This is a genomic window from Timonella senegalensis JC301, assembly GCF_000312125.1.
In the GTDB taxonomy this organism is placed as follows: Bacteria; Actinomycetota; Actinomycetes; order Actinomycetales; family Cellulomonadaceae; genus Timonella; species Timonella senegalensis.
Window position 1 is genome coordinate 246,449 of the sequence record NZ_HE978642.1, and the last position, 23,798, is coordinate 270,246.

Annotated in this window: 21 protein-coding genes and 3 tRNA genes; 16 read left to right on the forward strand and 8 right to left on the reverse strand. The window is 60.6% G+C overall.

All coding sequences use genetic code 11. From position 1 onward, the window contains the following. Both HGSM_RS05615 and dnaG read left to right on the forward strand, forming a co-directional pair. On the forward strand, positions 1–872 hold an 872-nt coding region (locus tag HGSM_RS05615), incomplete at its 5' end, for a deoxyguanosinetriphosphate triphosphohydrolase (protein WP_040594679.1). A 132-nt stretch (positions 873–1,004) separates the two neighbouring features. After that, positions 1,005–2,936, forward strand: a complete 1,932-nt coding sequence (dnaG, locus tag HGSM_RS05620; RefSeq protein WP_040594680.1) for a DNA primase — start codon at positions 1,005–1,007, stop codon at positions 2,934–2,936. Between the two features lie 131 nt (positions 2,937–3,067). Here the strand turns inward: dnaG and HGSM_RS05625 are convergent. After that, positions 3,068–3,144, reverse strand: a tRNA-Ile gene (locus HGSM_RS05625). A 64-nt stretch (positions 3,145–3,208) separates the two neighbouring features. On the opposite strand from HGSM_RS05625, the gene HGSM_RS13660 reads away from it, so the two are divergent. The 5 genes from HGSM_RS13660 (at position 3,209) to HGSM_RS05650 (ending at position 5,435) form a co-directional block, all read left to right on the forward strand. Then, complete coding sequence (locus tag HGSM_RS13660; RefSeq protein ID WP_019147775.1) at positions 3,209–3,847, forward strand: hypothetical protein; 639 nt, start codon at positions 3,209–3,211, stop codon at positions 3,845–3,847. A gap of 167 nt (positions 3,848–4,014) precedes the next feature. Continuing rightward, positions 4,015–4,086 (forward strand) — tRNA-Asn (locus HGSM_RS05635). A 32-nt stretch (positions 4,087–4,118) separates the two neighbouring features. After that, a tRNA-Asn gene (locus HGSM_RS05640) sits at positions 4,119–4,193 on the forward strand. Positions 4,194–4,295: 102 nt separating this feature from the next. Then, a complete protein-coding gene (gene def / locus HGSM_RS05645; protein WP_019147776.1) occupies positions 4,296–4,784 on the forward strand; it encodes a peptide deformylase in 489 nt (162 codons plus the stop codon). A 150-nt stretch (positions 4,785–4,934) separates the two neighbouring features. Further along, entirely contained in the window at positions 4,935–5,435 is a 501-nt protein-coding gene (locus HGSM_RS05650; RefSeq protein WP_040594681.1) for a DUF3145 domain-containing protein, read from the forward strand. A gap of 102 nt (positions 5,436–5,537) precedes the next feature. Here the strand turns inward: HGSM_RS05650 and fabF are convergent, their stop codons facing one another. From fabF to HGSM_RS05675, 5 genes are all read right to left on the reverse strand, one after another. Continuing rightward, positions 5,538–6,782, reverse strand: coding sequence for a beta-ketoacyl-ACP synthase II (gene fabF / locus HGSM_RS05655; RefSeq protein WP_019147778.1), 1,245 nt, complete (start codon positions 6,780–6,782; stop codon positions 5,538–5,540). Between the two features lie 75 nt (positions 6,783–6,857). Beyond that, on the reverse strand, positions 6,858–7,106 hold the full coding sequence (locus HGSM_RS05660) for an acyl carrier protein (RefSeq protein WP_019147779.1): 249 nt from the start codon (positions 7,104–7,106) through the stop codon (positions 6,858–6,860). A 49-nt stretch (positions 7,107–7,155) separates the two neighbouring features. Then, positions 7,156–8,157 (reverse strand): beta-ketoacyl-ACP synthase III, encoded by a 1,002-nt coding sequence (locus HGSM_RS05665; RefSeq protein ID WP_019147780.1) that lies wholly within the window; start codon positions 8,155–8,157, stop codon positions 7,156–7,158. A gap of 23 nt (positions 8,158–8,180) precedes the next feature. Beyond that, positions 8,181–9,131, reverse strand: coding sequence for an ACP S-malonyltransferase (locus tag HGSM_RS05670; RefSeq protein ID WP_019147781.1), 951 nt, complete (start codon positions 9,129–9,131; stop codon positions 8,181–8,183). Between the two features lie 268 nt (positions 9,132–9,399). Continuing rightward, positions 9,400–10,584, reverse strand: coding sequence for a PucR family transcriptional regulator (locus HGSM_RS05675; RefSeq protein ID WP_019147782.1), 1,185 nt, complete (start codon positions 10,582–10,584; stop codon positions 9,400–9,402). A gap of 121 nt (positions 10,585–10,705) precedes the next feature. Between HGSM_RS05675 and HGSM_RS05680 the strand changes: the two genes are divergently transcribed. After that, entirely contained in the window at positions 10,706–11,410 is a 705-nt protein-coding gene (locus HGSM_RS05680) for a hypothetical protein (RefSeq protein ID WP_040594682.1), read from the forward strand. Between the two features lie 144 nt (positions 11,411–11,554). On the opposite strand, the gene aceE is transcribed toward HGSM_RS05680, so the two are convergent. Next, positions 11,555–14,308: a pyruvate dehydrogenase (acetyl-transferring), homodimeric type gene (gene aceE, locus HGSM_RS05685; RefSeq protein ID WP_040594775.1), complete on the reverse strand. Its 2,754-nt coding sequence runs from the start codon at positions 14,306–14,308 to the stop codon at positions 11,555–11,557. A gap of 430 nt (positions 14,309–14,738) precedes the next feature. Between aceE and HGSM_RS05690 the strand changes: the two genes are divergently transcribed. Both HGSM_RS05690 and HGSM_RS05695 read left to right on the forward strand, forming a co-directional pair. Then, positions 14,739–15,152, forward strand: a complete 414-nt coding sequence (locus tag HGSM_RS05690; protein ID WP_019147785.1) for a DUF3052 domain-containing protein — start codon at positions 14,739–14,741, stop codon at positions 15,150–15,152. A 2-nt stretch (positions 15,153–15,154) separates the two neighbouring features. Beyond that, positions 15,155–15,625 carry a peroxiredoxin gene (locus HGSM_RS05695; RefSeq protein ID WP_040594683.1) on the forward strand — a complete coding sequence of 157 codons (471 nt, stop codon included), beginning with the start codon at positions 15,155–15,157 and terminating at the stop codon, positions 15,623–15,625. 96 nt (positions 15,626–15,721) lie between these two features. Here HGSM_RS05695 and HGSM_RS05700 read toward each other — a convergent pair whose 3' ends face one another. Continuing rightward, on the reverse strand, positions 15,722–16,705 hold the full coding sequence (locus tag HGSM_RS05700) for a Gfo/Idh/MocA family oxidoreductase (protein WP_019147787.1): 984 nt from the start codon (positions 16,703–16,705) through the stop codon (positions 15,722–15,724). 365 nt (positions 16,706–17,070) lie between these two features. Here HGSM_RS05700 and HGSM_RS05705 point away from each other — a divergent pair, with 365 nt between their 5' ends. The 6 genes from HGSM_RS05705 (at position 17,071) to HGSM_RS05730 (ending at position 23,797) form a co-directional block, all read left to right on the forward strand. After that, positions 17,071–17,913 carry an IclR family transcriptional regulator gene (locus HGSM_RS05705; RefSeq protein ID WP_019147788.1) on the forward strand — a complete coding sequence of 281 codons (843 nt, stop codon included), beginning with the start codon at positions 17,071–17,073 and terminating at the stop codon, positions 17,911–17,913. A gap of 250 nt (positions 17,914–18,163) precedes the next feature. Next, positions 18,164–19,492, forward strand: a complete 1,329-nt coding sequence (locus tag HGSM_RS05710; RefSeq protein ID WP_019147789.1) for a Gfo/Idh/MocA family protein — start codon at positions 18,164–18,166, stop codon at positions 19,490–19,492. Between the two features lie 2 nt (positions 19,493–19,494). Beyond that, positions 19,495–20,727, forward strand: a complete 1,233-nt coding sequence (locus HGSM_RS05715) for an extracellular solute-binding protein (protein WP_051009683.1) — start codon at positions 19,495–19,497, stop codon at positions 20,725–20,727. 121 nt (positions 20,728–20,848) lie between these two features. Continuing rightward, a complete protein-coding gene (locus tag HGSM_RS05720; RefSeq protein ID WP_019147790.1) occupies positions 20,849–21,784 on the forward strand; it encodes a carbohydrate ABC transporter permease in 936 nt (311 codons plus the stop codon). Further along, positions 21,781–22,683 (forward strand): carbohydrate ABC transporter permease, encoded by a 903-nt coding sequence (locus HGSM_RS05725; RefSeq protein ID WP_019147791.1) that lies wholly within the window; start codon positions 21,781–21,783, stop codon positions 22,681–22,683. Before HGSM_RS05720 ends, HGSM_RS05725 begins: the two co-directional genes overlap by 4 nt. 91 nt (positions 22,684–22,774) lie before the next feature. Further along, positions 22,775–23,797 (forward strand): NAD-dependent epimerase/dehydratase family protein, encoded by a 1,023-nt coding sequence (locus tag HGSM_RS05730; RefSeq protein WP_019147792.1) that lies wholly within the window; start codon positions 22,775–22,777, stop codon positions 23,795–23,797. Position 23,798 lies beyond the last annotated feature (1 nt).

The following is a 23,798-nucleotide window of genomic DNA, read 5'->3' on the forward strand; positions in this document are numbered from 1 at the left end:
AGGTGTTTTCGCCAGTGGGCGTGCCGGCGGGCCTGAACCTGACGCGCGCAAGCCTCGACGCCTCAGTCAAGTACCCGTGGGAGTTTGGCAAGGGGCCGATCGGTGACGACGGCCAGCCCACCAAGAAGTTCGGCGTATACGACGATGACCTGCCCGTGTACACGTGGCTGCGCGAAGGCGCGCCCGAAGGCAAGAAGTGCATGGAAGCCCAGGTCATGGACCTTGCTGACGACATTTCCTACTCCGTTCACGACGTCGAGGACGCCATTGCTGGCGGCACCCTCGACCTCGCGATGCTGCGCGCTGACGAGGAGAGGGAGCGCGTGATCGGATACGCACAAAAGTGGTATGGCCACCTCGTCTCCGCTGACGAACTTCGCGCTGCTCTCGATAGGCTCTCGGCGGCTAACCTCTTGGCCACTGACTTTGACGGCTCGCGCCGAGCGCTTGCCGTGCTCAAGGACTCGACCAGTCAGTTGATCGGGCGTTTTGCCAAGTCGGCGGAACGGGCCACCCGCGAGCAGTACGGCGAGGGTCCTCTGACTCGCTACGACGCGAGCCTAATCGTGCCCGCCGAGACCAACGCGGAGATTCTCGTGCTTAAGGGTCTAGCTGTTGCGTACGTAATGGCGCCGCGCGAAAGTCAGCGCACCTACATTGACCAGCGCCGCATCGTGACTGAGCTGGTCAAGGCGCTCTCCGTGCACGGTGCTGAGGCTCTCCAGCCTGCGTTCCGCGGTGACTGGGGAGTGGCTAGGGACGAGGCCGCGCGCCTGCGCGTGGTCATCGACCAGGTCGCCTCGCTCACTGACGTCTCGGTTCTGCGGTGGCATGAGCGCTACTGCGAAAAGGGCGACACGCTCTTCCTGTGAGTGGCCAGGGGACTGCGGGAGCCGTTGTCCTTGGAGCCGTCCGTGCGGCAACCACGCAGTGTGTCCAACACCGACCGCACTGGGCACTGTGGAAGGGCTCATTTCTGAGCCTTTGACCTTAGACTTGGGTCTGTGGCTGGCCTGATTAAACGAGAAGACGTAGATGCGGTACGCGAACGATCGCGCATAGAAGATATCGTGGGCGAACAGGTCACGCTCAAGCCCGCAGGCGTCGGTTCGATGAAGGGCCTGTGCCCATTCCACGACGAAAAGTCCCCGTCGTTCCACGTGCGCCCCCAGGTGGGTCGCTGGCACTGTTTCGGGTGCGGCGAAGGCGGTGACGTCATCTCGTTCGTGCAGAAGATGGACGGCCTGGGGTTCACGGAGGCCGTAGAGTACCTCGCCTCCAAGATTGGCCTGCAGTTGCGCTACGAGGAAGGCTCGGAACGTAAGCCCGAGGACCAGCCCGGGCGCCGCCAGCGCCTCCTAGAGGCCCACCGTGTTGCCACCCAGTACTACCAGGAGCAGCTGCTTTCGCCCGAGGCGCAGACTGCACGTGACTTCATCACCAAGCGTTCCTTCACCGCTCAGGACGCCGCACACTTCGGCATGGGGTACGCGCCCAAGGGCTGGGACAACCTGTACAAGGTGCTGCGCCAGAAGGGCTTCACCGAGCAGGAGCTCGTGATTTCCGGCCTCATGTCACAGGGCCAGCGCGGAGTGTACGACAGGTTCCGTGGCCGCCTTATGTGGCCCATCCGTGACGTCACGGGGGAGACCATTGGCTTTGGCGCCCGCCACCTATACGAGGATGACAATGGCCCCAAGTATCTGAACACCCCAGAGACTCCGCTCTACAAGAAGTCCAACGTCCTGTACGGGATTGACCTGGCTAAGCGCGAGATCGCCAAGAACAAGCAGGTCGTGGTGGTCGAGGGCTACACCGACGTGATGGCCGCGCACTTGTCCGGCGTGGGCACGGCAGTTGCCACGTGTGGCACCGCGTTCGGCTCGGACCACGTGCGTTTTGTTCGCCGGCTGCTCGGCGACACGAGTTCGTCGGGCGGCGTGCGACTTGCCGATGGCGGCTCCGCGGGCGGCGAGATCATCTTTACCTTCGACGGAGACGCGGCAGGCCAGAAGGCCGCCATGCGCGCGTTCGGCGAGGACCAGAAGTTCTACGCCCAGACCTTCGTGGCCGTCGAGCCGAGCGGAATGGACCCGTGCGACCTGCGCCAAGCCAAGGGCCCCGACGCCGTGCGCGCACTCGTGGAGGGTCGCCAGCCGCTCTTTGAGTTCGTCATCCAGACCACCCTCAAGGGCTTCGACCTGGACACCGCGGAGGGCGGCGTCGGCGCCCTGCGTGCCTGCGCGCCCGTGGTGGCCGGCATCCGCGACAACGCCCTGCGCCCCGAGTACACCCGGCTCCTGACCGGCTGGCTCGGCCTAGATCAGGAGACCGTCCGCCGCGCTGTCGCGCAGGCGGAACGGTTTTCCAAGCAGCCTGCGGCTCCTGCGCCTCGCTCACGCGAGTCCCAGCCACAGATTACCGACGATATGGCGAATACCATCGCACGTCCCGACCCGCGCGACCCTGTTGCACGGCTCGAGCGCCAGGCGCTTGAGGTGCTGCTGCAGTACCCACACGCGATCATCGCAGACGTGATCGACGCGCTTCCTTCCGAGGCATTCATGGTTCCCGCCTGGCGGGGAGTGTTTGACGCGATTCGTGCGGCCGGCGGGCTCTTTGAGGCTGCCAAGCACGAGGTGGGGGATTGGGTGGAACTGGTCTCTCAGAACGCCGCGGAGCCCATCCGTCCGCTGGTCAACGAGCTCGCCGTTGCTCCGCTGCCGGAGGACCGCCCCGACGTGATTGAGCGCTTCGCGCAGGGCATCGTGCGCGCATTCATTGACATGGGCATCACGCGCCAGATCGGGGATGTTAAGAGCAGGCTGCGACGCGCCGACATCGGCCAGGACCCAGTGGAGTATGAGGCGATCTATCGCGCGCTGCTCGAACTGGAGGCGCAGCGTCGGATGCTGCGCGAGGTCGAGGACGACTGAGTCTTCCTGCGCCCCACCTGCTCATCGAACGGATGATTATCCATCCGTTCGAGTGGGAGCCGAGTTGCGCCAAAGGCTGTACCAGTGGCTACACTGTGGACCGCCTTTAGCCGTGGTTTCGGCTTGTTTATTGGTGCCCCAAGCAGGACTTGAACCCGCGACCAAGGAATTATGAGTTCCCTGCTCTGACCGACTGAGCTATTGGGGCGCACACCTAGATTAGCCGCATGGCGCCCTGTTGCAGAAATCGGTCTCGGGTTACGGTAGTAGGTATGTTCCGACGCACCCCTCGCATCCCCGCTGAACTCCGCCAAGCGCTTTCTAGGCAATCCAAGGACACTGGCCTGGCCTGGATGGAGGGCGCTCTCGTGGCCGAGGTCCGGGCGGACCTCGAGGAAACAGCCGGCGTTTCCCTGGGCCAGGAGCAGACAACAGGTGGCCCGGACAGCCCAGAAGCCCAAGACTCTCTAGAGGAAACTGAAGGCCCAGAACACAAGGTTTGGCTCGTGGCCGGGCGCACCGAGCTCATCCTCGTGCCTCAAGATGTGTCCGAACCCCTCACCGCGACGCCGTGGTGGCAGGTCGACCGTGCCGGATGGCATCCCGAGTCTGACATTTTGTACGTGTCCTTTGCCACATCTCTTGAGCGTCTGAGGGTCCGTGCCCTGGGCAAGACCCCGGTGCGCTTCCTCACGGTCCTGCGCGAGCGGGTCGAGAACTCCGTGGTCATCAGCGAGACAGTTCCACTCGGAACCGGCGATAACGTGCGGGTCGCGGTGCGCCGCACTCCTGACCGCGGGCTCGTGGTCCAGGCCATCGGTGACGCCGGAATTGATGTCTCCCACCCGGATGTTGCCAAGCGCGTCCGACCAGTGATGGAGAAGCTCGCTGAAGTGTCCGGAGCGGCCTAAAAAACCTGATACAGTTTTACCTGCGGCTCGCAAGGAGCACCGCAAACGTACTCGTGGTAACTGTTAGGAATCCTCGAATCGGATGCGGTCTACCTGAGTGTGATCTACGCAAATCCTCGCGATTTCAGTTTGGTCAAACTCTTAGGTAACCTAGTTGAGCAACACAATCCCGCGTAGCTCAGCGGCAGAGCATCCGACTGTTAATCGGACGGTCACTGGTTCGAATCCAGTCGCGGGAGCGGTACAAATGAATATTTGGTATCACAATTGATCCCGCGTAGCTCAGCGGCAGAGCATCCGACTGTTAATCGGACGGTCACTGGTTCGAATCCAGTCGCGGGAGCCAAAACAACCCAAGCACACGCTTGGGTTTTGTTTTTTCCCGATGCGTTTGTGCGGTGTCCCGGCTGACACTCGTACGCGCTACAACACGTGAAAGAATACCGACATGGCAATGCGCGACATCCGAATCGTTCCGGATCCCGTCCTTCGTACTGTGTGTGACGAAATCAAGGTCATCGACTCTCGAGTCAAGGGGCTCGTAGAGGACCTCCTCGAGACGGTGGATCTCGAAGGGCGTGCGGGCCTCGCGGCCAACCAGATTGGCGTGAGCCTGCGCGCGTTCTCGTGGAACCTGGATGGCCAGGTCGGCTACATTCTCAATCCACGGATCGTCGAGCTCTCCGAGGACGAGTTCCAGCACGGAGACGAGGGCTGCCTGTCCGTTCCTGGCCTCTGGTACCCCACGAGGAGGGCGCAGTACGCCCGCGCCGAGGGAATCAACCTGGACGGCAAGAAGGTCGTTGTAGAGGGCACCGACATCATGGCGCGGTGTATCCAGCACGAGGTGGATCACCTCGACGGCAAGGTCTACCTCGACCGCCTGGAAAAGGAAGTTCGTAGGCGCGCCATGCGCGAGCTGCGCGCAGCACTTTAACCCGCATTTTGCGATGTAGGCCCGTTGAGACGGGTTGGCAACGCCCGTAATTATGGGGCAACATAGTTCTTAGTCACAAACTCGTATCCGTGATCGTTCCGCAAGTCCACAGGTCGTAGGGGAAGACGCACCTCAGACTGGGAGGATCACATGAAAGATGTCCTAACTCGCGGTGTGTTTTTTGTGCACTCCGCGCCAAGAGCGATGTGCCCGCACGTGGAATGGGCCATCACGAACGTCCTTGGCGTACCCAGCCGCTTTGATTGGATAGAGCAGCCGGCTGCGCCCGGTCTCGTCCGCACGGAGTTTTCCTGGCAGGGCAAGCAGGGTTCTGGTTCCAAGATTGTCTCGTCCCTGCGCGGATGGGATCAGTTGCGCTTTGAAGTCACAGAAGACCCATCCTTTGGCGTTGACGGCTCACGCTGGAGCCACACGCCGTCCCTCGGTATCTTCCACGCCAATATAGACGTGCACGGAAACGTCATGGTGCCTGAGGGCCGAGTGCGTTCCGCCCTCGAACACTCGCACGATGCCTACCGCATGCGCCGCGAACTTGACCTCGCGCTCGGTACCGCCTGGGACGAAGAACTCGAGCCGTTCCGTTACGCGGGCGAGGGCGCCCCCGTTCGCTGGCTCCACCAGGTCGGCTAGCGCCGAACCTTCCGCCCTAGAAGACTTCTTTGATTCACGACGAGAGGGCTGGGACAGTTCATTACGAACTGTCCCAGCCCTCTCGTCGTACATAAGGACGCCTTAGGCGTTCTTGACCACCAGCGCCACGTTGTGGCCACCGAAGCCGAACGAGTTGTTCAGCGCGGCGATGTCACCGGCAGGGAGGTCACGTGGGGTGTCGCGAACCAGGTCGAGCGTGAGCTCGGGGTCCGGGTTGGCAACGTTGATGGTTGGGGGAGCCTGGCGGTTGTGGACCGCGAGGACCGTGAAGATCGTCTCGAGCGCGCCAGCACCACCGAGGAGGTGACCGGTCATCGACTTGGTTGCCGAAAGCGCTACGCGGTCTGCGGAGGAACCCATGACGGTCGAGATGGAGCGAGCCTCAACGAGGTCACCCACCTCGGTGGACGTGGCGTGCGCGTTGACGTGCACGACGTTCTCGGCGTCCACGCCCGCGTCCTTCAGAGCATCGCGCATGGCGCGGATCTGGCCATCGCCAGTGGGTTCAGGGGACGTGATGTGGTAGCCGTCGGCACTCAGGCCAACGCCAGCTATCTTGGCGTAGACACGCGCGCCGCGAGCAGCCGCGTGCTCCGCGGACTCGAGGACCACAATTCCGGAGCCCTCACCGATGACAAAGCCATCACGGTCTACGTCATATGGGCGTGACGCGCTGGCTGGGTCGTCGTTGCGTAGCGAGAGGGTTCGTGAGGCCGCGAACGCAGAGATTGGCATTGGGTGGATCGTGGCCTCGGTGCCGCCGGCGATCACGACGTCGGCGCGGCCGCTGCGGATCATCTCAACGCCGTAACCGATCGCCTCGGCGCCGGAAGCGCACGCGGAGACGAGGGCGTGTGCTCCAGCCCTTGCGCCGAACTCGAGCGAAACATACCCGGTGGGGGAGTTAGGCATGAGCATCGGGACGGTCATTGGCAGGACGCGGCGGGCGCCCTTCTCGCGCAGAGTGTCCCACGCGTCCAGCGTGGTCCAGATGCCGCCGATCCCGGAGGACACAACGGTGCCCAGGCGTGTGCCATCAACCTCGGGGGAGCCAGCGTCCTTCCACGCCTCACGTGCCGCGATGATCGCGTACTGAGTCGAAGGGTCCATGCGCTTAGTTTCGGGGCGGGTCAGGACCTCTTCAGGCTTGACCGCGATGGTCGCTGCAAAATTGACCGGCATGCCGTACTTTTCGGCCCAGTCGTTATCCATCGTGCGCGCGCCGGACGTACCGGCAAGAGCTGCGCTCCAGGTCGAAGCTACATCTCCACCGAGTGGAGTGGTGGCGCCGAGCCCGGTGACAACGACCTCAGGGACGGTAGACATGTTCTTCTCCTTGGTGTTCGTGGAAGGATTTACAAAGCGTCGGGGCGGTTGGCCCGCCCCGACGCTCAGAGGGTGTCAGGCCTGTGCGCCGACGATGAAGTTCACAGCGTCGCCAACCAGGTTGAAGTCCTTGGCAGCGTCGTCTGGGATGGTCACGTCGAACTTGTCCTCGGCGTGGGTAACGATCGTCATGATCGAGAGCGAGTCGATGTCGAGGTCGTCAACGAACGACTTCTCCGCGGTGATGGTGTCAGTTGGAAGACCGGTCTCTTCTGCAACGATCTCTGCGAGGCCAGCGAGGACTTCCTGTTCGGTGTAAGCCATGATTTCTCCTTGGATGTGGAACTAACTAAACAAAGGTGGTGTGACCGGCTCAGGGGAGCACGACCACTTGGGCGGCATAAACTAGGCCGGCACCGAAACCAATCTGGAGACAAAGGTCACCTGACTTGGCCTGGCCTTCCTCGAGAAGACGGTCAATTGCGAGAGGAATCGAGGCGGCGGAGGTGTTACCCGTGTCCGCGATGTCTCGTCCAACAACGACACTTTCGGGAAGGTTGATCTGCTTGATCATCTGATCGATGATCCTCATGTTTGCTTGGTGAGGCGCGAACACGTCGATGTCATCGGGGGTGAGGCCAGCGGCCTCGATCGCCTCGATCGCGTAGTTGGCCATCTTGAACCCGGCCCACTTGAACACGGATGGTCCATCCTGGCGGAGCGTGGGCCAACCAAGCTCTGGGTTCTCGCGCAGAGCGTCCCACGAATGGGTCTGGCCGATGGCCTCAGCACGCGAACCATCAGATCCCCAGATCGTCTTGGAGATGCCTGGGGTCTCGGAAGGGCCTACGATTGCGGCGCCCGCGCCGTCGCCAAGAAGAAACGAGATGGAGCGGTCGGTGGGGTCGATGAAGTCGCTCATCTTTTCCGCACCAACCACCAGAACGTACTTGGCGGTTCCGGCGCGCACCAAGGCGTCTGCCTGGGCGATGCCGTAGGTGTATCCGGCGCATGCGGCCGAGATATCCCACGCGGCAGCGGGGTTGGCGCCCACACGGTCTGCCACGATAGCGGCGGCGGATGGGGTCTGGCGGAAGTAGGTGACAGTGCTCATGAGGACAGCGCCGATCTCCTGCGGGTCAATGCCCGCGCGTTCGATCGCCTGGGCCGCTGCATCAACGGCGAGGTCAATGACACTCTCCTCAGCGGTTCCCCTGCGACGAGTGATGATGCCTGTGCGCTGGCGAATCCACTCATCCGACGAGTTGATTGGGCCGGCGATGTCGTCATTTGTCACAACGTTCTCGCCACGGCGCGCGCCGAACGAGTAGATGCGGCTGTATGCGGGTCCTTCGCTTGGCTTCAGTGAAGTCATTGCTTCTTTCCTAGAAGTTTGGCTTAGTTGGAGTGCTTCGCGATGAACTCGCGAGCAGCGTCGAGGGAAGTTGCGTCCTTGACGGCGCACAACTCAACGCCTGGGAGGGTGCGCTTGGCGATTCCCGTCAGCACGCCACCTGGCGCGAGTTCGAGGATGCCCGTGATACTCATGCTGGCGAGGGTTCCCTGGCACAGGTCCCAGTGGACCGGGTTGACGATCTGGCGGGTCAGGTTCGACAGCACTGCTGAGCCCTCGCCGTGACCGTTGGCACCGCCGGTGAAAGCAGAACCGTCCCAGTTGGTAAGGAGCGGAATGCGCGGATCAGCGGATGCCCAGTTCTCGGCCACCGGTGCAAATGTGTCGTGTGCGCTCTGCATGAACGGAGTGTGGAATGCCCCAGCAACCTTGAGCGGCATAACGCGCGCCCGGGCCGGTGCGTTCTGTCGGAGGACCTCGATCCCCTCGAGCGAGCCCGCAGCCACGACCTGACCCGCGGTGTTGAGGTTTGCCGCGTACAGTCCCGCGGACTCAATGGCTTCCAGAACTTCCTCCGGAACACCACCGATTACTGCGGCCATACCCGTTGGAGTGGCCGCTGCAGCCGCCGCCATGGCGCGAGCGCGGTGGGCGACCAGCTCAACAGCGGAAGCGTCCGTCAGTACGCCGGCAACAGCCGCCGCAGCGAACTCTCCAACGGAGTGTCCGGCGACCACGGAGACCTTGGCGGCAACCTCTTCCTCTGAAGAGAAGAGGGAACGCAGCGCGATGAGGGACATGCCCACGATCAGAGGCTGAGCAACAGCCGTGTCCTTGATCGTCTCCTCATCGGAAAGAGTTCCGTGGGTCAACAGGTCAACGGACGACTGTTCGCTCAAGGTAGCGACTTGCTCCGCCACGCCGGGCAGGTCGAGCCACGGCGAGAGCATTCCTGGGGTTTGAGAGCCCTGTCCCGGGCACACGACTGCTAGCACGGTTCAACTCTGCCTGATTGGGGCTCTCATTGCGAGGTGTAGACGCGCACAAGTGTTCACCCTCGATTTGTAGGAAGGCTACAAGTGGCCCGGGATGAGCCGCAGCGCACATCAAGCTTAGTTGGGGCATGCAGTGTCAGAATTTGCGTCGACCCCGGGCTGCTGGGAGTCAAGCTTGGCCGGAAGGGAAAACCTCCGGCACAGACAATTGGCGGCCCACCCTGGAGCGTAAGACTGCGGGTGGGCCGCCAATATTGTCGATAATCCGTTAAAACTCCGCTGGCAAGCGGCCGGCGGCCAGAGCCACCTGAAGGACAAAGGACTCGCGGGCATCGAGCGGATCCCAGCCCGTAATCTCAGCAACCTTGCGCAGGCGATACCGGACCGTATTTGGGTGAACATACAAATCGCGCGCTGCGCCCTCAAGGGAGCGACCAGTGCCCAAATATGCGGACAGGGTCTCGAGGAGCGCGCCGCCCGAGGCGGACAGCGGATCGTACGCCTGCGCGATGAGGGTGCCGCGAGCCAGCGGGTCGCCGATGAGCATGCGCTCCGGCAACAACTCGTCTGCTGCCACCGGCCGCGGCGCACCAGGCCATGCAGAAATGGACTCCAGCGCTGCAAGCGCTGCCGACGCCGAACGCGGCGCATCGTCCAAACTGGCCACGGTGGGGCCGATGATGACCGGACCCTCACCAAAGCGAGGGGTTAGCGACTGCGCCGCAGTAAACAGGTCGCCGTCGCCTCCAAGAACCAACACGATTCGGTCACCCTGGATTCCCACAAGAACGTCTTGCACAAGGCGCCTGACGGCTCTGCGCAGATCTGCCGAACGCAGGTCATCGAACTGCGGGGCGGTCGAGCCGACCATGACGAGCACCTTGCCCACACCAGACCAGCCAAGGGCTGACACTCGTGACCGAAGGGACTTATCCCTGTCTCCGCGAACGATCGCATCAACAACAAGCGCCTCGAGGCGCGCGTCCCAGGCGCCACGGACTTCTGCGGCGCGGGCATAGACCTCTGCAGCTTCAAATGCGACCTCGCGAGAGTATCGCAAGACTGCTTCCTTGAGGCTCTGTTCTTGACCGGGGGCGGCTAGTCGGTCCGAGTAGGCTTCAACGACTTCAACAGCACACCGCACGATCTGGAGTGTGTGCTGGAGTGAGATCGACCGAATTAGGTCCGGGGGAGCGGCAGCGAACATGTCGCCCGCGCTTTGGACCCCGAGTTCAGGATTGATGAACCAACTGACAAAGCTTGAGATTCCGGACTGTGCAACCACGGAAACCCACGCGCGGTCCTCCTTGGGTAGTGCCCGGTACCAAGGTAGATCTTCATCAAGTTTTTTCAGTGCAGCGGAAGTGAGAAGGCCGGCACCATCCTTGACGCGTTGCTGGTTCTCGCCGAGCGAGCCTGACGCCGCTAGATTGTGGGGATCCGGAGTTTCCATGCGGTCATCATATCGATCGTTTGTGGAAAACCCACAAACGACAATCCGAAATGAGGCCGAATGGTGAGACGTTTTCCAAAGTTCTCCCCAAGGAACAACAAAACTTAGGTACAGTCGAACTATGGCTATGATGCCCCGCATTAAGAGATTGCTTGCTCAACCAACGTCCGCCTCAAAGGTCGGACTGAGGAGAGAGAGCGCCCACACGCCAACCATCAACGTCATGCAAGAAGACGCACTGCGTGCGGTGCTCATGGAGAACCCAAACGACGAAAACGCGTTTCGGGCCCTCGTTGAACTAGTCAAGAGGAACTGTGCCTCTGACTCTGAAAACTCCGCAGACCCGCTCAAGGCAGAGTCAACTGGGGAAGAACCTGTTCTTGACCCCCAAGATTACGAGGCTAGGGCCAACCTCTCGGTATGGGCGCTTGCGGAGGAACTCTCCGGGCACCCTAAGGCGTGGTTCCCAGTCATCGAACTCGCTAGGCTGTCGCTCGACGAAAGCCCGGGAGAAGCACTCCGCCGTCTTACCGCTGCAGTTTCTAGGGACCCAAGCGGTAGAGCCCTCGAACGATCAATTGAACTCCTACTAGACAAGGGTCTCGCCAGCGAGGCCTATAACCTCGGACTTGGCCTGTGGCGTCCGAACGACCACCCAGCAGAGACCGGCATAAGCGTCGTGCGCGCAGCACTCGTGTCCCAACGCAGCCTCGATGCACAGCGCGAGTACAACAAGCTGATCGAGCACAGCGGAGCCGATGAGGTGAGGGCGCTAGACCCAGACCTCGAAAAGGAAATCGAAGAACTCCACGCAGACTCGCGCTAGCTAGACCCCAACGCAACGACGCACAGCGCGGGTCCAGGGCCCGCGAGACGTGACCACAATCGTCGAAAATCAAAACCACAAACAACAGGCGAGGGCCCGGACCAAACGGTCCGGGCCCTCGCCTGTAGTGCTAGATCACACGGATCAGGAGTCGCCGCCAACCGCGCCGGACGTACCAGCGTTTACGTTGTGCAGGTCGTACTTAGCAATAGCCTGTGCCTGAAGATCTGGGGAGACCTCTCCGCGGCGAGCAAGCTCCTGCAGCGTACGAACGACCACCGAAGGGCCGTCGATCTTGAAGTAACGGCGAGCCGCAGCACGGGTGTCCGAGAAGCCGAAGCCGTCAGCACCGAGCACCGCATAGTCGCCTGGGATCCACTGGCGCACCTGGTCCTGGACCAAGTGGTCGAAGTCCGAGGTCGCAATGAATGGACCCTGTGCATCCTTGAGCTTGGCGGTGAGGTAAGCTTCGCGCGCTGGCTGCTCAGGGTGCAGGAAGTTGTGCTGGTCAGCCGCAAGGCCGTCACGACGCAGCTCGTTCCACGACGTCACCGAGTACACATCAGCCTGTACGCCCCAGTCGTTGCGGAGCAGTTCTTGAGCCTCAAGAGCCCAAGGAACACCCACACCGGACGCGAGGATGTTGGCGCGTGGGCCTTCACCCTCTGCGGCGGAGACGCGGTGGATTCCGCGAAGGATTCCCTCAACGTCAACGTCAGCAGGCTCAACAGGCTGAACCATTGGCTCGTTGTATACGGTCAGGTAGTACATGACGTTCTGGTCGCGGCCATCCGAGCCATCGCCGTACATGCGCTTGATACCGTCCTGGACGATGTGCGCAATCTCGTAACCATACGCTGGGTCGTACTGGACGATCGCAGTGTTGGTTCCGGCGATGAGTGGCGAGTGGCCGTCAGCGTGCTGCAGGCCCTCACCGGTCAGGGTGGTGCGGCCAGCGGTAGCGCCGATGATGAAACCGCGGGTCAGTTGGTCGCCGGCAGCCCAGAACTGGTCACCGGTGCGCTGGAATCCGAACATCGAGTAGAAGATGTAGAACGGAACCAGTGCCTGGCCGTGCGTGGCGTACGAGGTACCAACGGCCTGGAACGCCGCAGCGGAACCAGCCTCGTTGATGCCCGTGTGCATGATCTGGCCGGACTCGGACTCCTTGTAGGAGAGCATGAGGTCGCGGTCAACAGCCATGTAGTTCTGACCCAGGGTGTTGAAGATCTTCGCCGATGGGAAGATCGCATCAAGACCGAAGGTACGTGCCTCGTCCGGGATGATCGGGACGATGCGCTTACCGAACTCCTTGTCCTTGATGAGTTCCTTGAGGAGACGCACAAAGGCCATGGTGCTGGCGACTTCCTGCTGACCCGAACCGCGCTTGATGACGTCGTACGCCTTGTCGGCAGGGAGTTGAAGGCCGGTAAAGTTGTCGCGGCGCTCTGGGACGAAGCCACCGAGCTTGGCGCGGCGGTCCAGCATGTACTGAACCTCTGGAGCCTCTGGTCCCGGGTTGTAGTACGGAGGCAGGTACGGGTTGGCTTCAAGCTGCTCATCCGTGATTGGGATGTTCAGCGAGTCACGCAAGACCTTGAGCTCGTCGAGCGCAACCTTCTTCTTCTGGTGCGTCGAGTTACGTCCAGCAAAGCCTGAACCCAGGCCGTAGCCCTTGATGGTCTTGGCGATGATGACCGTTGGCTGTCCGGTGTGAGCGCGTGCAGCAGAGTATGCGGCGTAGATCTTGCGGTAGTCGTGACCACCACGCTTGAGTGCCCAGATCTCGTCGTCAGTCATGTTCTCTACGAGCTTCTTGGTGCGTGGGTCACGGTTGAAGAAGTTCTCGCGGACGAACGCGCCGTCGTTAGCCTTGTAGGTTTGGTAGTCACCGTCAGGAGTGACGTTCATGAGGTTGACCAGTGCGCGGTCCTTGTCTGCGTTCAGCAGAGCGTCCCACTCACGGCCCCATACGACCTTGATGACGTTCCAGCCGGCACCCTTGAAGAATGCCTCGAGCTCCTGAATGATCTTGCCGTTTCCGCGGACAGGGCCGTCGAGGCGCTGCAGGTTCGCGTTCACAACAAACGTCAGGTTGTCGAGCTGCTGCTGTGCAGCGAGCTGGAGCATACCGCGCGACTCTGGCTCGTCCATCTCACCGTCGCCGAGGAATGCCCAGACATCCTGCTGTGAGGTGTCCTTGATGCCGCGGTTGTGCAGGTACTTGTTGGTCCATGCCTGGTAGATAGCCGAGGCTGGGCCGAGACCCATCGAGACCGTTGGGAACTCCCAGAAGCCTGGCATCTGACGTGGGTGAGGGTACGAAGGAAGGCCCTTACCGAACCCACCGTGTGAGTGCTCCTGGCGGAAGCCGTCGAGCTGGTCCTCAGTGAGGCGTCCCTCGAGCAGTGCGCGCGCATACACACCCGGGGAAGCGTGTCCCTGGAAGTACACGGAGTCGCCGCCGCCTGGGTGGTCCTTGCCGCGGAAGAAGTGGTTCAGACCCACTTCGTAGAGGGTCGACACGGACGCGTAAGACGAAATGTGTCCACCAACGCCGATCTCTGGGCGCTGTGCGCGGGTCACGAGGACCGCAGCGTTCCAGCGAATCCATGAGCGGTAGCGACGCTCCATTACTTCATCACCTGGGAAGTAAGGCTCGTCGTGCACACCAATGGTGTTGACGTACGGGGTGGTAACTGGGTTCGGAATCGTCACGCTGCGTTCGCGTGCGCGCTTCAGAAGGTTCAACAGGATGTAGCGGGCACGTGGACCGCCAGCCTCTTCGATGAGCCCATCGAGGGACTCGACCCATTCAGCGGTTTCCGCAGGGTCGATATCTGGAACTTGGCTTAGAAGACCGTTAATAAGCGGCCCGGATTCTTCGTACGCAGCCACAGCCATCCTCACTTGTCGTGAAACACAGGGGTCAACCCATGCTTACTCTTCCACCGGGGTCATGTAGACAGGTCCGGGTTCTTCCGAACTCGCCGACTACCGGTTTTGCTTAATTTTGGCATTGAAGCTGCTCATTTCTAGTCAGACGGTCGACTTTGAGGCGTGACATTGGTGACACCCGCGTGTTCGCGTAGCAGCGCTACGTTCGCCCGTAGGAATAGTTGTGAGCAGTTGTACTTTCACCATACCGAAAGTCCGGGCCGGACCTAAGGTTTAGGGGAGGTGAGCATGCTCTCTTTAACACCTTTTTTAGAGTGTTTCTTGCGGGAATGCGGGTCGATGCCCGATTCTTGAGTTAGGTTTGCGCATAGTAAGACAGTGAAGGCTTCGAGTTGGAGCCCGAATACCACGTGAAGGGAAATCAAGAACAGTGGCAGCGAGTGCTGGCTCACCAGCGATCGAACAACTTGGATTTGCGCTTGGACAGGTCGTCCAGGAGTTTGGTTGGGGCGAGGACGTAGACCAAGATCTACGCGAGTCAATCGAAGACCTTGTGGATGGCGAATTGGCCGACGAGGACTACGACGACGTCACTGATGCAGTGATCCTGTGGTGGCGCGAGGACGACGGCGACCTTACTGACATGCTCGTTGACGTCCAGGTAACCCTTGAGAGCGGCGGTGCTATCTGGGTATTCACGCCGAAGCCAGGCCGTGACGGCCACGTGGACCACAATGACATTCAAGAGGCAGCTCAGACTGCCGGAATGCATGCGATGTCCACCCTTTCGATCGCTGAGGACTGGTCCGCTACCAAGCTGGCCACTCGCGCTAGGGGGCGTTGATCGTGGCCATTGAGGTAGGGCAGCTTGCCCCAGATTTTTCTCTTCCGAACACCCATGGCACGCCAGTCACCCTGAGTGAGCTGCGCGGAGAGCCTGTTCTCGTGGTGTTTTATCCTTTTGCGTTTTCTGGCATCTGCACGGGCGAATTGTGCGAGTTGCGCGACAACTTTGCCCTCTTCCAGGACGCTCGCGTCAAGCTTGTTGCGATCTCCTGTGACCCGATGTTCAGCCTCAAGGCTTGGACTGAGCAGGAAGGATTCGAGTTCGACCTCCTCTCTGACTTTTGGCCACACGGCAAGACGGCGAGCGACTACGGCGTGTTCAACTCTGAACGCGGTCTTGCCACCCGCGGTTCGTTCCTGATCGACGCCGAGGGCGTCGTGCGATGGGCGGTCGTGAACGAACCCGGCCAGGCCCGCGATTTCGCTGGCTACCGTGCTGCAGTGGACGCGCTCGAGGCACCTGCTCTCTGAGCCGTACTACATGTGAAATGGTGGCCCATCCGCGTGCGGATGGGGCACCTTTTTTATTCACGACGATTGACGTGCCTTGACTGCGCGGCTCCTGTGTCAGCACGCTTGATAAGAGTCGCAGTCTCCAGACGGCGCACTATCTCGTGCTCGACCGAGCAATGCATCGAGCACTCTTACGGGTGCTAGAAGCTCCTGGTCAGTAAGTGCAGCGCAGTGATCATCCATCGAGTCGAGCCACTGAGTCATTGCGGGACGAAGGTAGTCCGGGCCCAGATTGAGGCGTTGTGGCTGTTCATCTTGCAACTGAATTGTGTGCGCCAGGTAGGCATTTGGATCGGTTTCAAGGATCTGAATGAAAACTTGCTGGAGCTCGCCTTGATGAGTAGTAGTGAGCCGGGCGGTCATCCCTGAGGTGTCCCTACTCATGACGGTGACGGTTTCCAGAGGGCCCAGCAGGAGGGCGAGGCCTACTTCTACGGCGTGTACTGCGTAGAAGTCGGAACCATACGGACTGGAGTGCGTGTATGGTCCGCTCACGGTCGCGGTAGCGGGCGGGCCCGAGCGCGCACTGGCTTGGATCCGCTCACGCGCACATTGGGTGCGGGGATGGTATCGCAGCGCGGAGAAACTTTGGATTGCTGGGGGTTGATGAGAACCGATGAGGCGTGCGTCTAGTAGCGCCACGGCTTGGGATTCATTAGCTGCCAGAGGCTTGTCCACAAAAACGGGAAGGCCATGGCTCACGAATGGCAGGGCATGATCCGCGTGGGAACGTGAGTCTCTGTCGCCAACAATCACGACATCGACGTGTGGGGCCATCGCGTGCGCAACCACATCGGGGGTGCCGTAGAAGAAGGGTACCGGTCTGTCTTGCCCGGCGAGGAGGTCCTCAATCCGCTCTTGCGGTCCGTCAGGAAAGGAATCCGCGTAGGGGGTGTCCATGAGGCCAAGGGCGGTTATGGAGCCGCGCGCGGACAGCGCGCCGGCGGGTCCAAAGAACCTCATGAAGTGGTCGATGTGACTGGAACCCAGCCCAACTATCCCAATGCGCATTGCTGCCAGGTCCTTGGTTGTGGTCATGGATCGGTTGTGCGGTGTCCCTTCGTTGCGCTGAGCGCATGGTTCACCGCGGTGGTGCTGTCTTGCTTTGAAACGTGGTTTCGCCAAAAACCCTGATTCCGAATCCTTCACCCGTGAAGGTTCGTTATTTCGAACAACCATTCGGCACTGCCGAATCAGTGACTCCATTCAAACAGGATGGCGCGATGAGAGACAAGCCCAAAACGATAACTTTTTGGTAAAGCCGCACACTGTTCGGCGTTCCCGAACGAATTACGGCGTGTCGAGGCTGAAAAGGGACCAAAATCGTCGAGAATTGCCAAAGGCGGGCCCACAGGGCGCGACTGGTGATACAAAGACTGAGAAACCAATAGTTCGGAGTGGATGTGTCTGCACTAGAACCGGGGGAGTTCGCTGAACACCCCGAAGAATCCAGGTACTGGGTTAAGTCCGTTGGGCGCGCGCTCGACGTTCTCGAGATTCTTGCCCGCGACGTTGACGGCAAGGGAATGTCCGTAACGGAGATCGGCTCGGAGCTTGGGCTCTCAAAGAGTGCCGCGTTCGCAACCCTGTACACGCTCCAGGCGCGTGGGTTCGTGCGCGACGAAGGCGTCGGCATGATGCGAAAGTACCGTCTCGGCGCGGCGCTCTCGAGACTCGGCACGGTGGCCACTGCCACCACGAGCCTGCGCGACACGGCTCGCCCGCACCTCGAGCAGCTCGCACGAAATGTTGGCGCGACCGCGCGTTTCGCAAGCCTCTCGGGCGGGCGCGCAGTTGTGATCGAGCAGGCCACGGGCAATGAGCGCGTGCGCCTCGACCTCGCACTCGGAAGTGCAGAAACCCTGCACACCACGAGCCTCGGCAAGGCCATCCTTGCGCAGCTGCCCAACGAGAAGGTCGTAGAGATCCTGTCGCAGGTGGGTATGGAACCGCACACGGAACGGTCAATCACGAGCGTTGATGAGTTCCTGGAACACTTAGAAATCGTGCGGCGCCAGGGGTATGCAATCAACGACGAAGAAGATGCTCACGGCGTGTTCGGCGTTGCAGCGCCGGTATTCGACTACACGGGGGAGTGCCTCGGGGCGATCACTATCACTGGTCTCAAGCGCCAGCAGCCGTCGACCTGGTACTACGTGGACATGGCTCGCCAGGTGCACGAGGCTGCATCGGGGCTCTCGCGGGACCTGGGGTATGGCCGCACAATGACATTCGGTGGAAACTGAACTCGATCAATATGTTTAGGAAGCGCTGAGTTCACGCCGAAGCGGGTGAAAAGCTTCATCTGCAAAGTATGACTTGACGCGGGTCACAGTTTACGCCTAGCCTGCTTACAACCGCAGATCCGAGTTCGAGTTGATCTGCTGGAATACGCTCATCGCCAAGAGCCCTGATTCACTGCACGTAGTGCATTTCTGACAATCATTCGTCGCTGAAGAACAGTCTATGGAGACCAGTTCGAAGGCGAGTTGAGAAATGATTGAGCACAATCCAGTATCCGCAACTGAACCGCGGCGCGTACGCGTCGCAGTCATCGGTGCTGGCGACCGTGGCCAGGTGTACGCGTCTTGGATCAAGAGCAACCCCACCCGCGCACAGCTTGTGGCAGTTGCGGACCCACTCGAGTACCGCCGCGAACTCGTCGCAGGCGCCGAGCAGGACGTACAGCGATTCGACACCTGGCAAGACCTCGTAGCTCAGCCCAAAGTTGCTGACCTCGCGATCGTGGCAACCCAGGATTCGCACCACAGCGCCCCAGCCATTGCACTCGCCGAGGCTGGATACGCCGTCCTCCTTGAAAAGCCAATTGCTCCCACCGAGCAAGAGTGCAACGACATCATCGACGCGATCGACCGCACGGGCGTCATGTTCGGTATCTGTCACGTCCTGCGTTACACGCCGTACACCAAGATGGTGAAGAACGCGGTCGACTCTGGCGTACTGGGCCAGATCATGGACATCCAACACCTCGAGCCCGTGGGCTGGTGGCACCAAGCCCACTCTTACGTCCGCGGCAAGTGGCGCCAAGAGGAAACCGCCTCCCCAATGCTGCTCGCCAAGTCGTGCCACGACATCGATTGGATCCGCTACATCGCTGGAGTCCCAATCGAAAAGATCGTGAGCTTTGGCGACCTGACGCATTTCACGCAGGCAAACAAGCCTGCCGCAGCCGGTGAGGCGCTCCGCTGCACCGACTGCGCACTCGTCAACGAATGCCCTTACTCGGCACCCAAGATATACCTGGGAGCCTTTGACCGCGACGGATACAAGTGGCCAACATCGGTCATTACCGAGATCCCGACGCGCGAGGCCATCCAGGATGCACTCGAGAGCGGGCCCTACGGGCGCTGCGTCTACGAATGCGACAACGACGTTGTTGACCACCAGTCGGTGATGATGCAGCTCCAAGGGGGCATGCAGGCAACGTTCACCATGACTGCTTTCTCGGAGCAAACCCACCGGCAGACCCGCATCTTTGGTAGCCACGGCTACCTTGAGTGCGACGGAGAGAACATGCGTGTTCTCGACTTCCGTACCGGTGAATTCAGGGATTCCCACATCGGTGACTTCGGAGGCTCTAACGCCGCCGACGGCCACGGAGGTGGAGATGCCGGACTCATGGACGCCTTCATCCAAGCGATCGAAAGCGAGAGTCCGGAACTTATTACCTCGGGTGCAAGAGAGTCACTTGCGAGCCATCTCGCAGTGTTTGCAGCCGAAAAATCGCGGCGCGACGGAACCATTCACCAGGTTCCCGTGGAACCAACCCGTCACGCCTCTACCACCACGATTACAAAGGAGTAACCATGCGTACTCGTCGTCTCCCGGCGATCATCGCTTCCGTTGCAGCCCTGACCCTGCTCGGAGCTTGTGCAAGCGACCCAGAAACCCCCGACGCAGAGAAGCCGGGCGCCACCGAAGCGGGTGGAGCCCTCAAGGGTGACGTAGACCTGTGGGTCTACCCTGTCATCGCTGACGAAGTACAGCACCGTGCATTCTGGGACAAGCACATTGAAGGCTTCAAAAAGGAAAACCCAGACGTCAACGTCAAGGTCGAAATCTTCCCATGGGCAAACCGTGACGAAGCCATCACCACGGCAGTTGCATCCGGCACAACGCCAGACGCGATCTACCTGATTCCAGACCAGCTCGCCAACTATGCGGATGCACTCGAATCCGTGGATGAGTACATCTCTGCTGACCACGTGAAGGACATCCTGCCTAACGTAGTCGAGAACGTTTCGATTGATGGTCGTATGGTTGGTGTGCCAATCCTGACCTCGTCGAACACCCTCATCTGCAACGCGGCTGCTTTCGAAGAAGCCGGCGTCACTGAGTACCCAACCACTCTTGATGAGTTCATGGCGCTCGGCGACACCTTCAAGGCTAAGGACATCTACCTGTCCAACTACCGTGGTGCCATTGAAGAGACCCTCAACATGACCTTCTACCCTTACCTGTGGCAGATGGGCGGAAATGTCTTTGCTGAGGACGGCTCCATCGCGTTCAACTCACCAGAGGGCGTCAAGGCTCTTGAGTACGTCAAGACCCTCGTGGACAAGGGCTACTCCGAGAAGGACCTGGTCACAACCACCCCAGCCGCAGAGCAGACCGCAATTGCAAAGGGCAAGGTTGCGTGCACCAACTCCAACGCTCCAGTGGACGTAGAACCATTCTGGGGTCTCGAGAACATCAAGGTTCTTCCTCCTCTCAAGGACGCTGAGCAGGTTGCCTACGGAACCGTTGGCTCCTTCTCGATGTTCAAGGGCGGCGATGCTAAGGACGCAACCGGCGCATTCCTCGACTACGTCACCACCGGTGAGCCACTCAAGGAATACCTGACCACCTCCAAGTTCTCTCCCCCCTCGCTTCCACTGGCGCTCTCTACGAGGGTGACCCAATCTACGGTGAAATCGAGAAGACCATCCAGTACGTCACCGTTGGTGACCTCCACCCGAAGGCCCGTGAGGTCATGGGTACGCTCGCTCCAGAAATCCAGGCTGCTCTTCTTGGCAACAAGACTCCAGAGCAGGCTCTGAACGACGCAGCTAAGGAAGCAGAGTTCCTGCTCAACTGAGCACGCCCTGCTAGCAGCATCTAGCGTGCATGTGCGTGGCCCCGCCAGTGTCGGCGGGGCCACGCCCCAACAAGGAGAGAAAAATGAGTGAAACTGCGGTCTCAGTGCGCAGTGAAACGGCCCCCACAGCCAAACCCAAGAAGCCGTCGAGCCGCAAGAAGCTCAGCAGAATCGATGCGCGCGTTGGCCTGATGTTCGCGCTGCCAATGTTCTTGCTGTTCATTGCATTTAGGTTTGGACCATCCATCGCGGGTGTCCTGTTGAGCTTCTTCGATTACGAAATTACGGGCACGCTGGAGTTCAAGGGGATCGACAACTTTAAGCGCTTGGTATCCGACGAACGGTTCTGGGACGCGATGCGGGTCACCCTGACCTACGCGGTTCTCGCCGTTCCACTCGTGCTGGTTACCTCGCTCGCGATGGCGCTCTCAGTGCGACGTCGCTTCAGGGGAGTGGCCTTTTTCCGCTCCGTGTTCTTCCTCCCAGTCGTCACCTCCCTGGTGCTCGCTGGAACAGTGTTCGTGTGGGTTTTCTCGTCAGGTGGACCAGTCTCCGTCATCTCCGAATGGATGGGTGGCTCGGGGGAGTCCTGGCTTAACTCGAGAGTCCTTGTCATCCCGGCGCTCGTGCTTGTGGGTGTGTGGAGCCGGTTTGGCTATGGAATGCTCATCCTGCTCGCTGCGCTCCAAGAGGTTCCGCGCGAGCTTGAGGAAGCGGCCATGATGGACGGCGCCAACTCGTGGCGTAGGTTCTGGGCTGTTGTGTTCCCACAGCTCAAGCCTTCTTTGTTCTTCCTGGCAATCATTGAGACCACCGGTTCATTCCAGGTGTTTGACCTCATCTACACCATGACTCAGGGTGGCCCGGCACGCGGCTCCTACACCCTCGTCTACATGATTTACGACCAGGGCTTCAAGTACTACGACTTCGGATACGCCTCCGCACTCGGTGTGGCGCTGTTCGTCCTCACACTCATCATCGCCTTTGTGCAGCGCAAGGTCTTGGGAGACAAGAAATGACACTCACACAGCAGGCTCCTACGAGCGTTCCAGAGCTCACGCCCAACCAACGTCGCCGCAAGGCCCGCGCAGATGCAGCGTTCGAGCCGCGCCTTGGTGGAAAGATCCTGAAGTGGATCTTCCTTTTGCTCGCAGCGATCGTCACGTTCTTCCCGTTTTTTGCGATGGTCGTTATCGCGCTCAAGCCGGGAATGGCAATCGACTTCCCTGGCTCGCTCATGCCCACGAACCTGTCGGGAGATGCGTTCAAGGAGGTCCTGAGCTCCGGTCAGCTCATGACCTGGACCAAGAACACCCTGATCTACTCAGTCGTGTCCGTGGTTCTCGTGCTTATCTTGGCCTCGATGGCCGGTTACGCCTTTGCCAAGAAGAAGTTCCCGGGCCGCGAAGCAATGTTCTGGTCCTTCTTGGCCATGGTCATGGTGCCGTTCCACGTCACCCTCATCCCTACCTTCATCTTCATGGCGAAGATGGGTGGAATCGGAACCTACTGGGGCCTGATTCTTCCTTCCATCGCCAACGCGCAGGCGGTGTTCCTCATGCGCCAGTTCATTCAGGGTCTCCCGGACGAGTTGTTCGAGGCTGCCAAGATCGATGGCGCAAGCGAGATGCGCATCTTCTTCCGGATCGTTCTGCCTCTGTGTAAGCCAGTGCTGGCAACCCTCGGTGTGTTTGTGTTCCTCTGGCACTGGAACGACTTCCTGTGGCCAATGATCGTGGGACGGACCTCCGAGATGTGGACGTTGACCGTCGGTATCTCGTCGATGCACCAGCAGAACGTCCCACTCTCTACGGTCCTCGCAGGATCCGTTATCGCCCTTCTGCCAATCATGATGGCCTACCTCATGGCGCAGCGTTACTTCCAAGAAGGCGTTGCCGGAACCGGTATCAAGGGCTGATCTGTGTCGCGCGGTGGGCTCGGGATGAGCCCACCACACGACCCCGCCAACCAACTACGAACGTGCGTCTGTGCGTTAAGGAAATAGCAATATGTTTACCTCTGAAGCAGAGCTCGAGGCACGCCTCACCGCGCCCTCCCAGGCTCTCATCGATGACATGGCCAAGAGTTCCGGCGACCTGATGATCCTGGGTGCCGGTGGCAAGATGGGCCCGACCATGGCGGTCCTAGCTCGCCGTGCAATGAACGAGGCCGGACGCGCTAGCGACAAGGTCATCGCGGTATCGCGATGGTCTGACTCTCGCCAGGCCCAGATCCTTGAGGATCAGGGCGTCGAGATCGTAGCCGCTGACCTCCTCGGTGACATGGACTTCGCCGGACTGCCTGACGCGGACGATGTCCTGTTCATGGTCGGTGCCAAGTTCGGTTCCGCCTCACAGCCTTCCTGGGCCTGGGCAGTGAACGCTGTCATGCCTGACCGCGTGGCACGCCGCTACCGCGACTCGCGTATCACCACGTTCTCTACCGGAAACGTGTACCCACTCGTTCCTGTCACTTCCACGGGCACGACCGAGGAGTCCGCTGTTGGGCCCGTGGGCGAGTACGCAATGTCGTGCCTGGGCCGCGAGCGCGTGTTCTCGCACTCGGCTTTGACCCGTGACACTCCCGTCTCGATCATCCGCCTGAACTACGCGGCGGACTTGCGCTATGGCGTTCTCTACGACATCGCTGACCCCATCATGAAGGGCGAGCCGGTTGACCTGACCACGGGCCACGTCAACGTGGTATGGCAGGGTTACGCCAACGAGGTCACGCTGCGCTCGATGGCGCACGCGTCCAAGGATGTGTTCACCCTCAACCTCACGGGTCCGGAGATCTTGAGCGTGGAGAAGATCGCGACCCGACTTGCCGAGGGTCTTGGTAAGGAGGTCACCTTCACGGGTGAGGCCGGCGGTCCGTGCCTCCTCTCGGATGCGTCGAAGTGCTTCGACATGTTCGGTTACCCAGATGTCTCCGCTGGTCAGCTTATTGACTGGCAGGCGGACTGGCTGGCTCGCGGCCTGCCAACGTCCGGTAAGCCAACCAAGTTCGCTGTTCGTGACGGGAAGTTCTGAC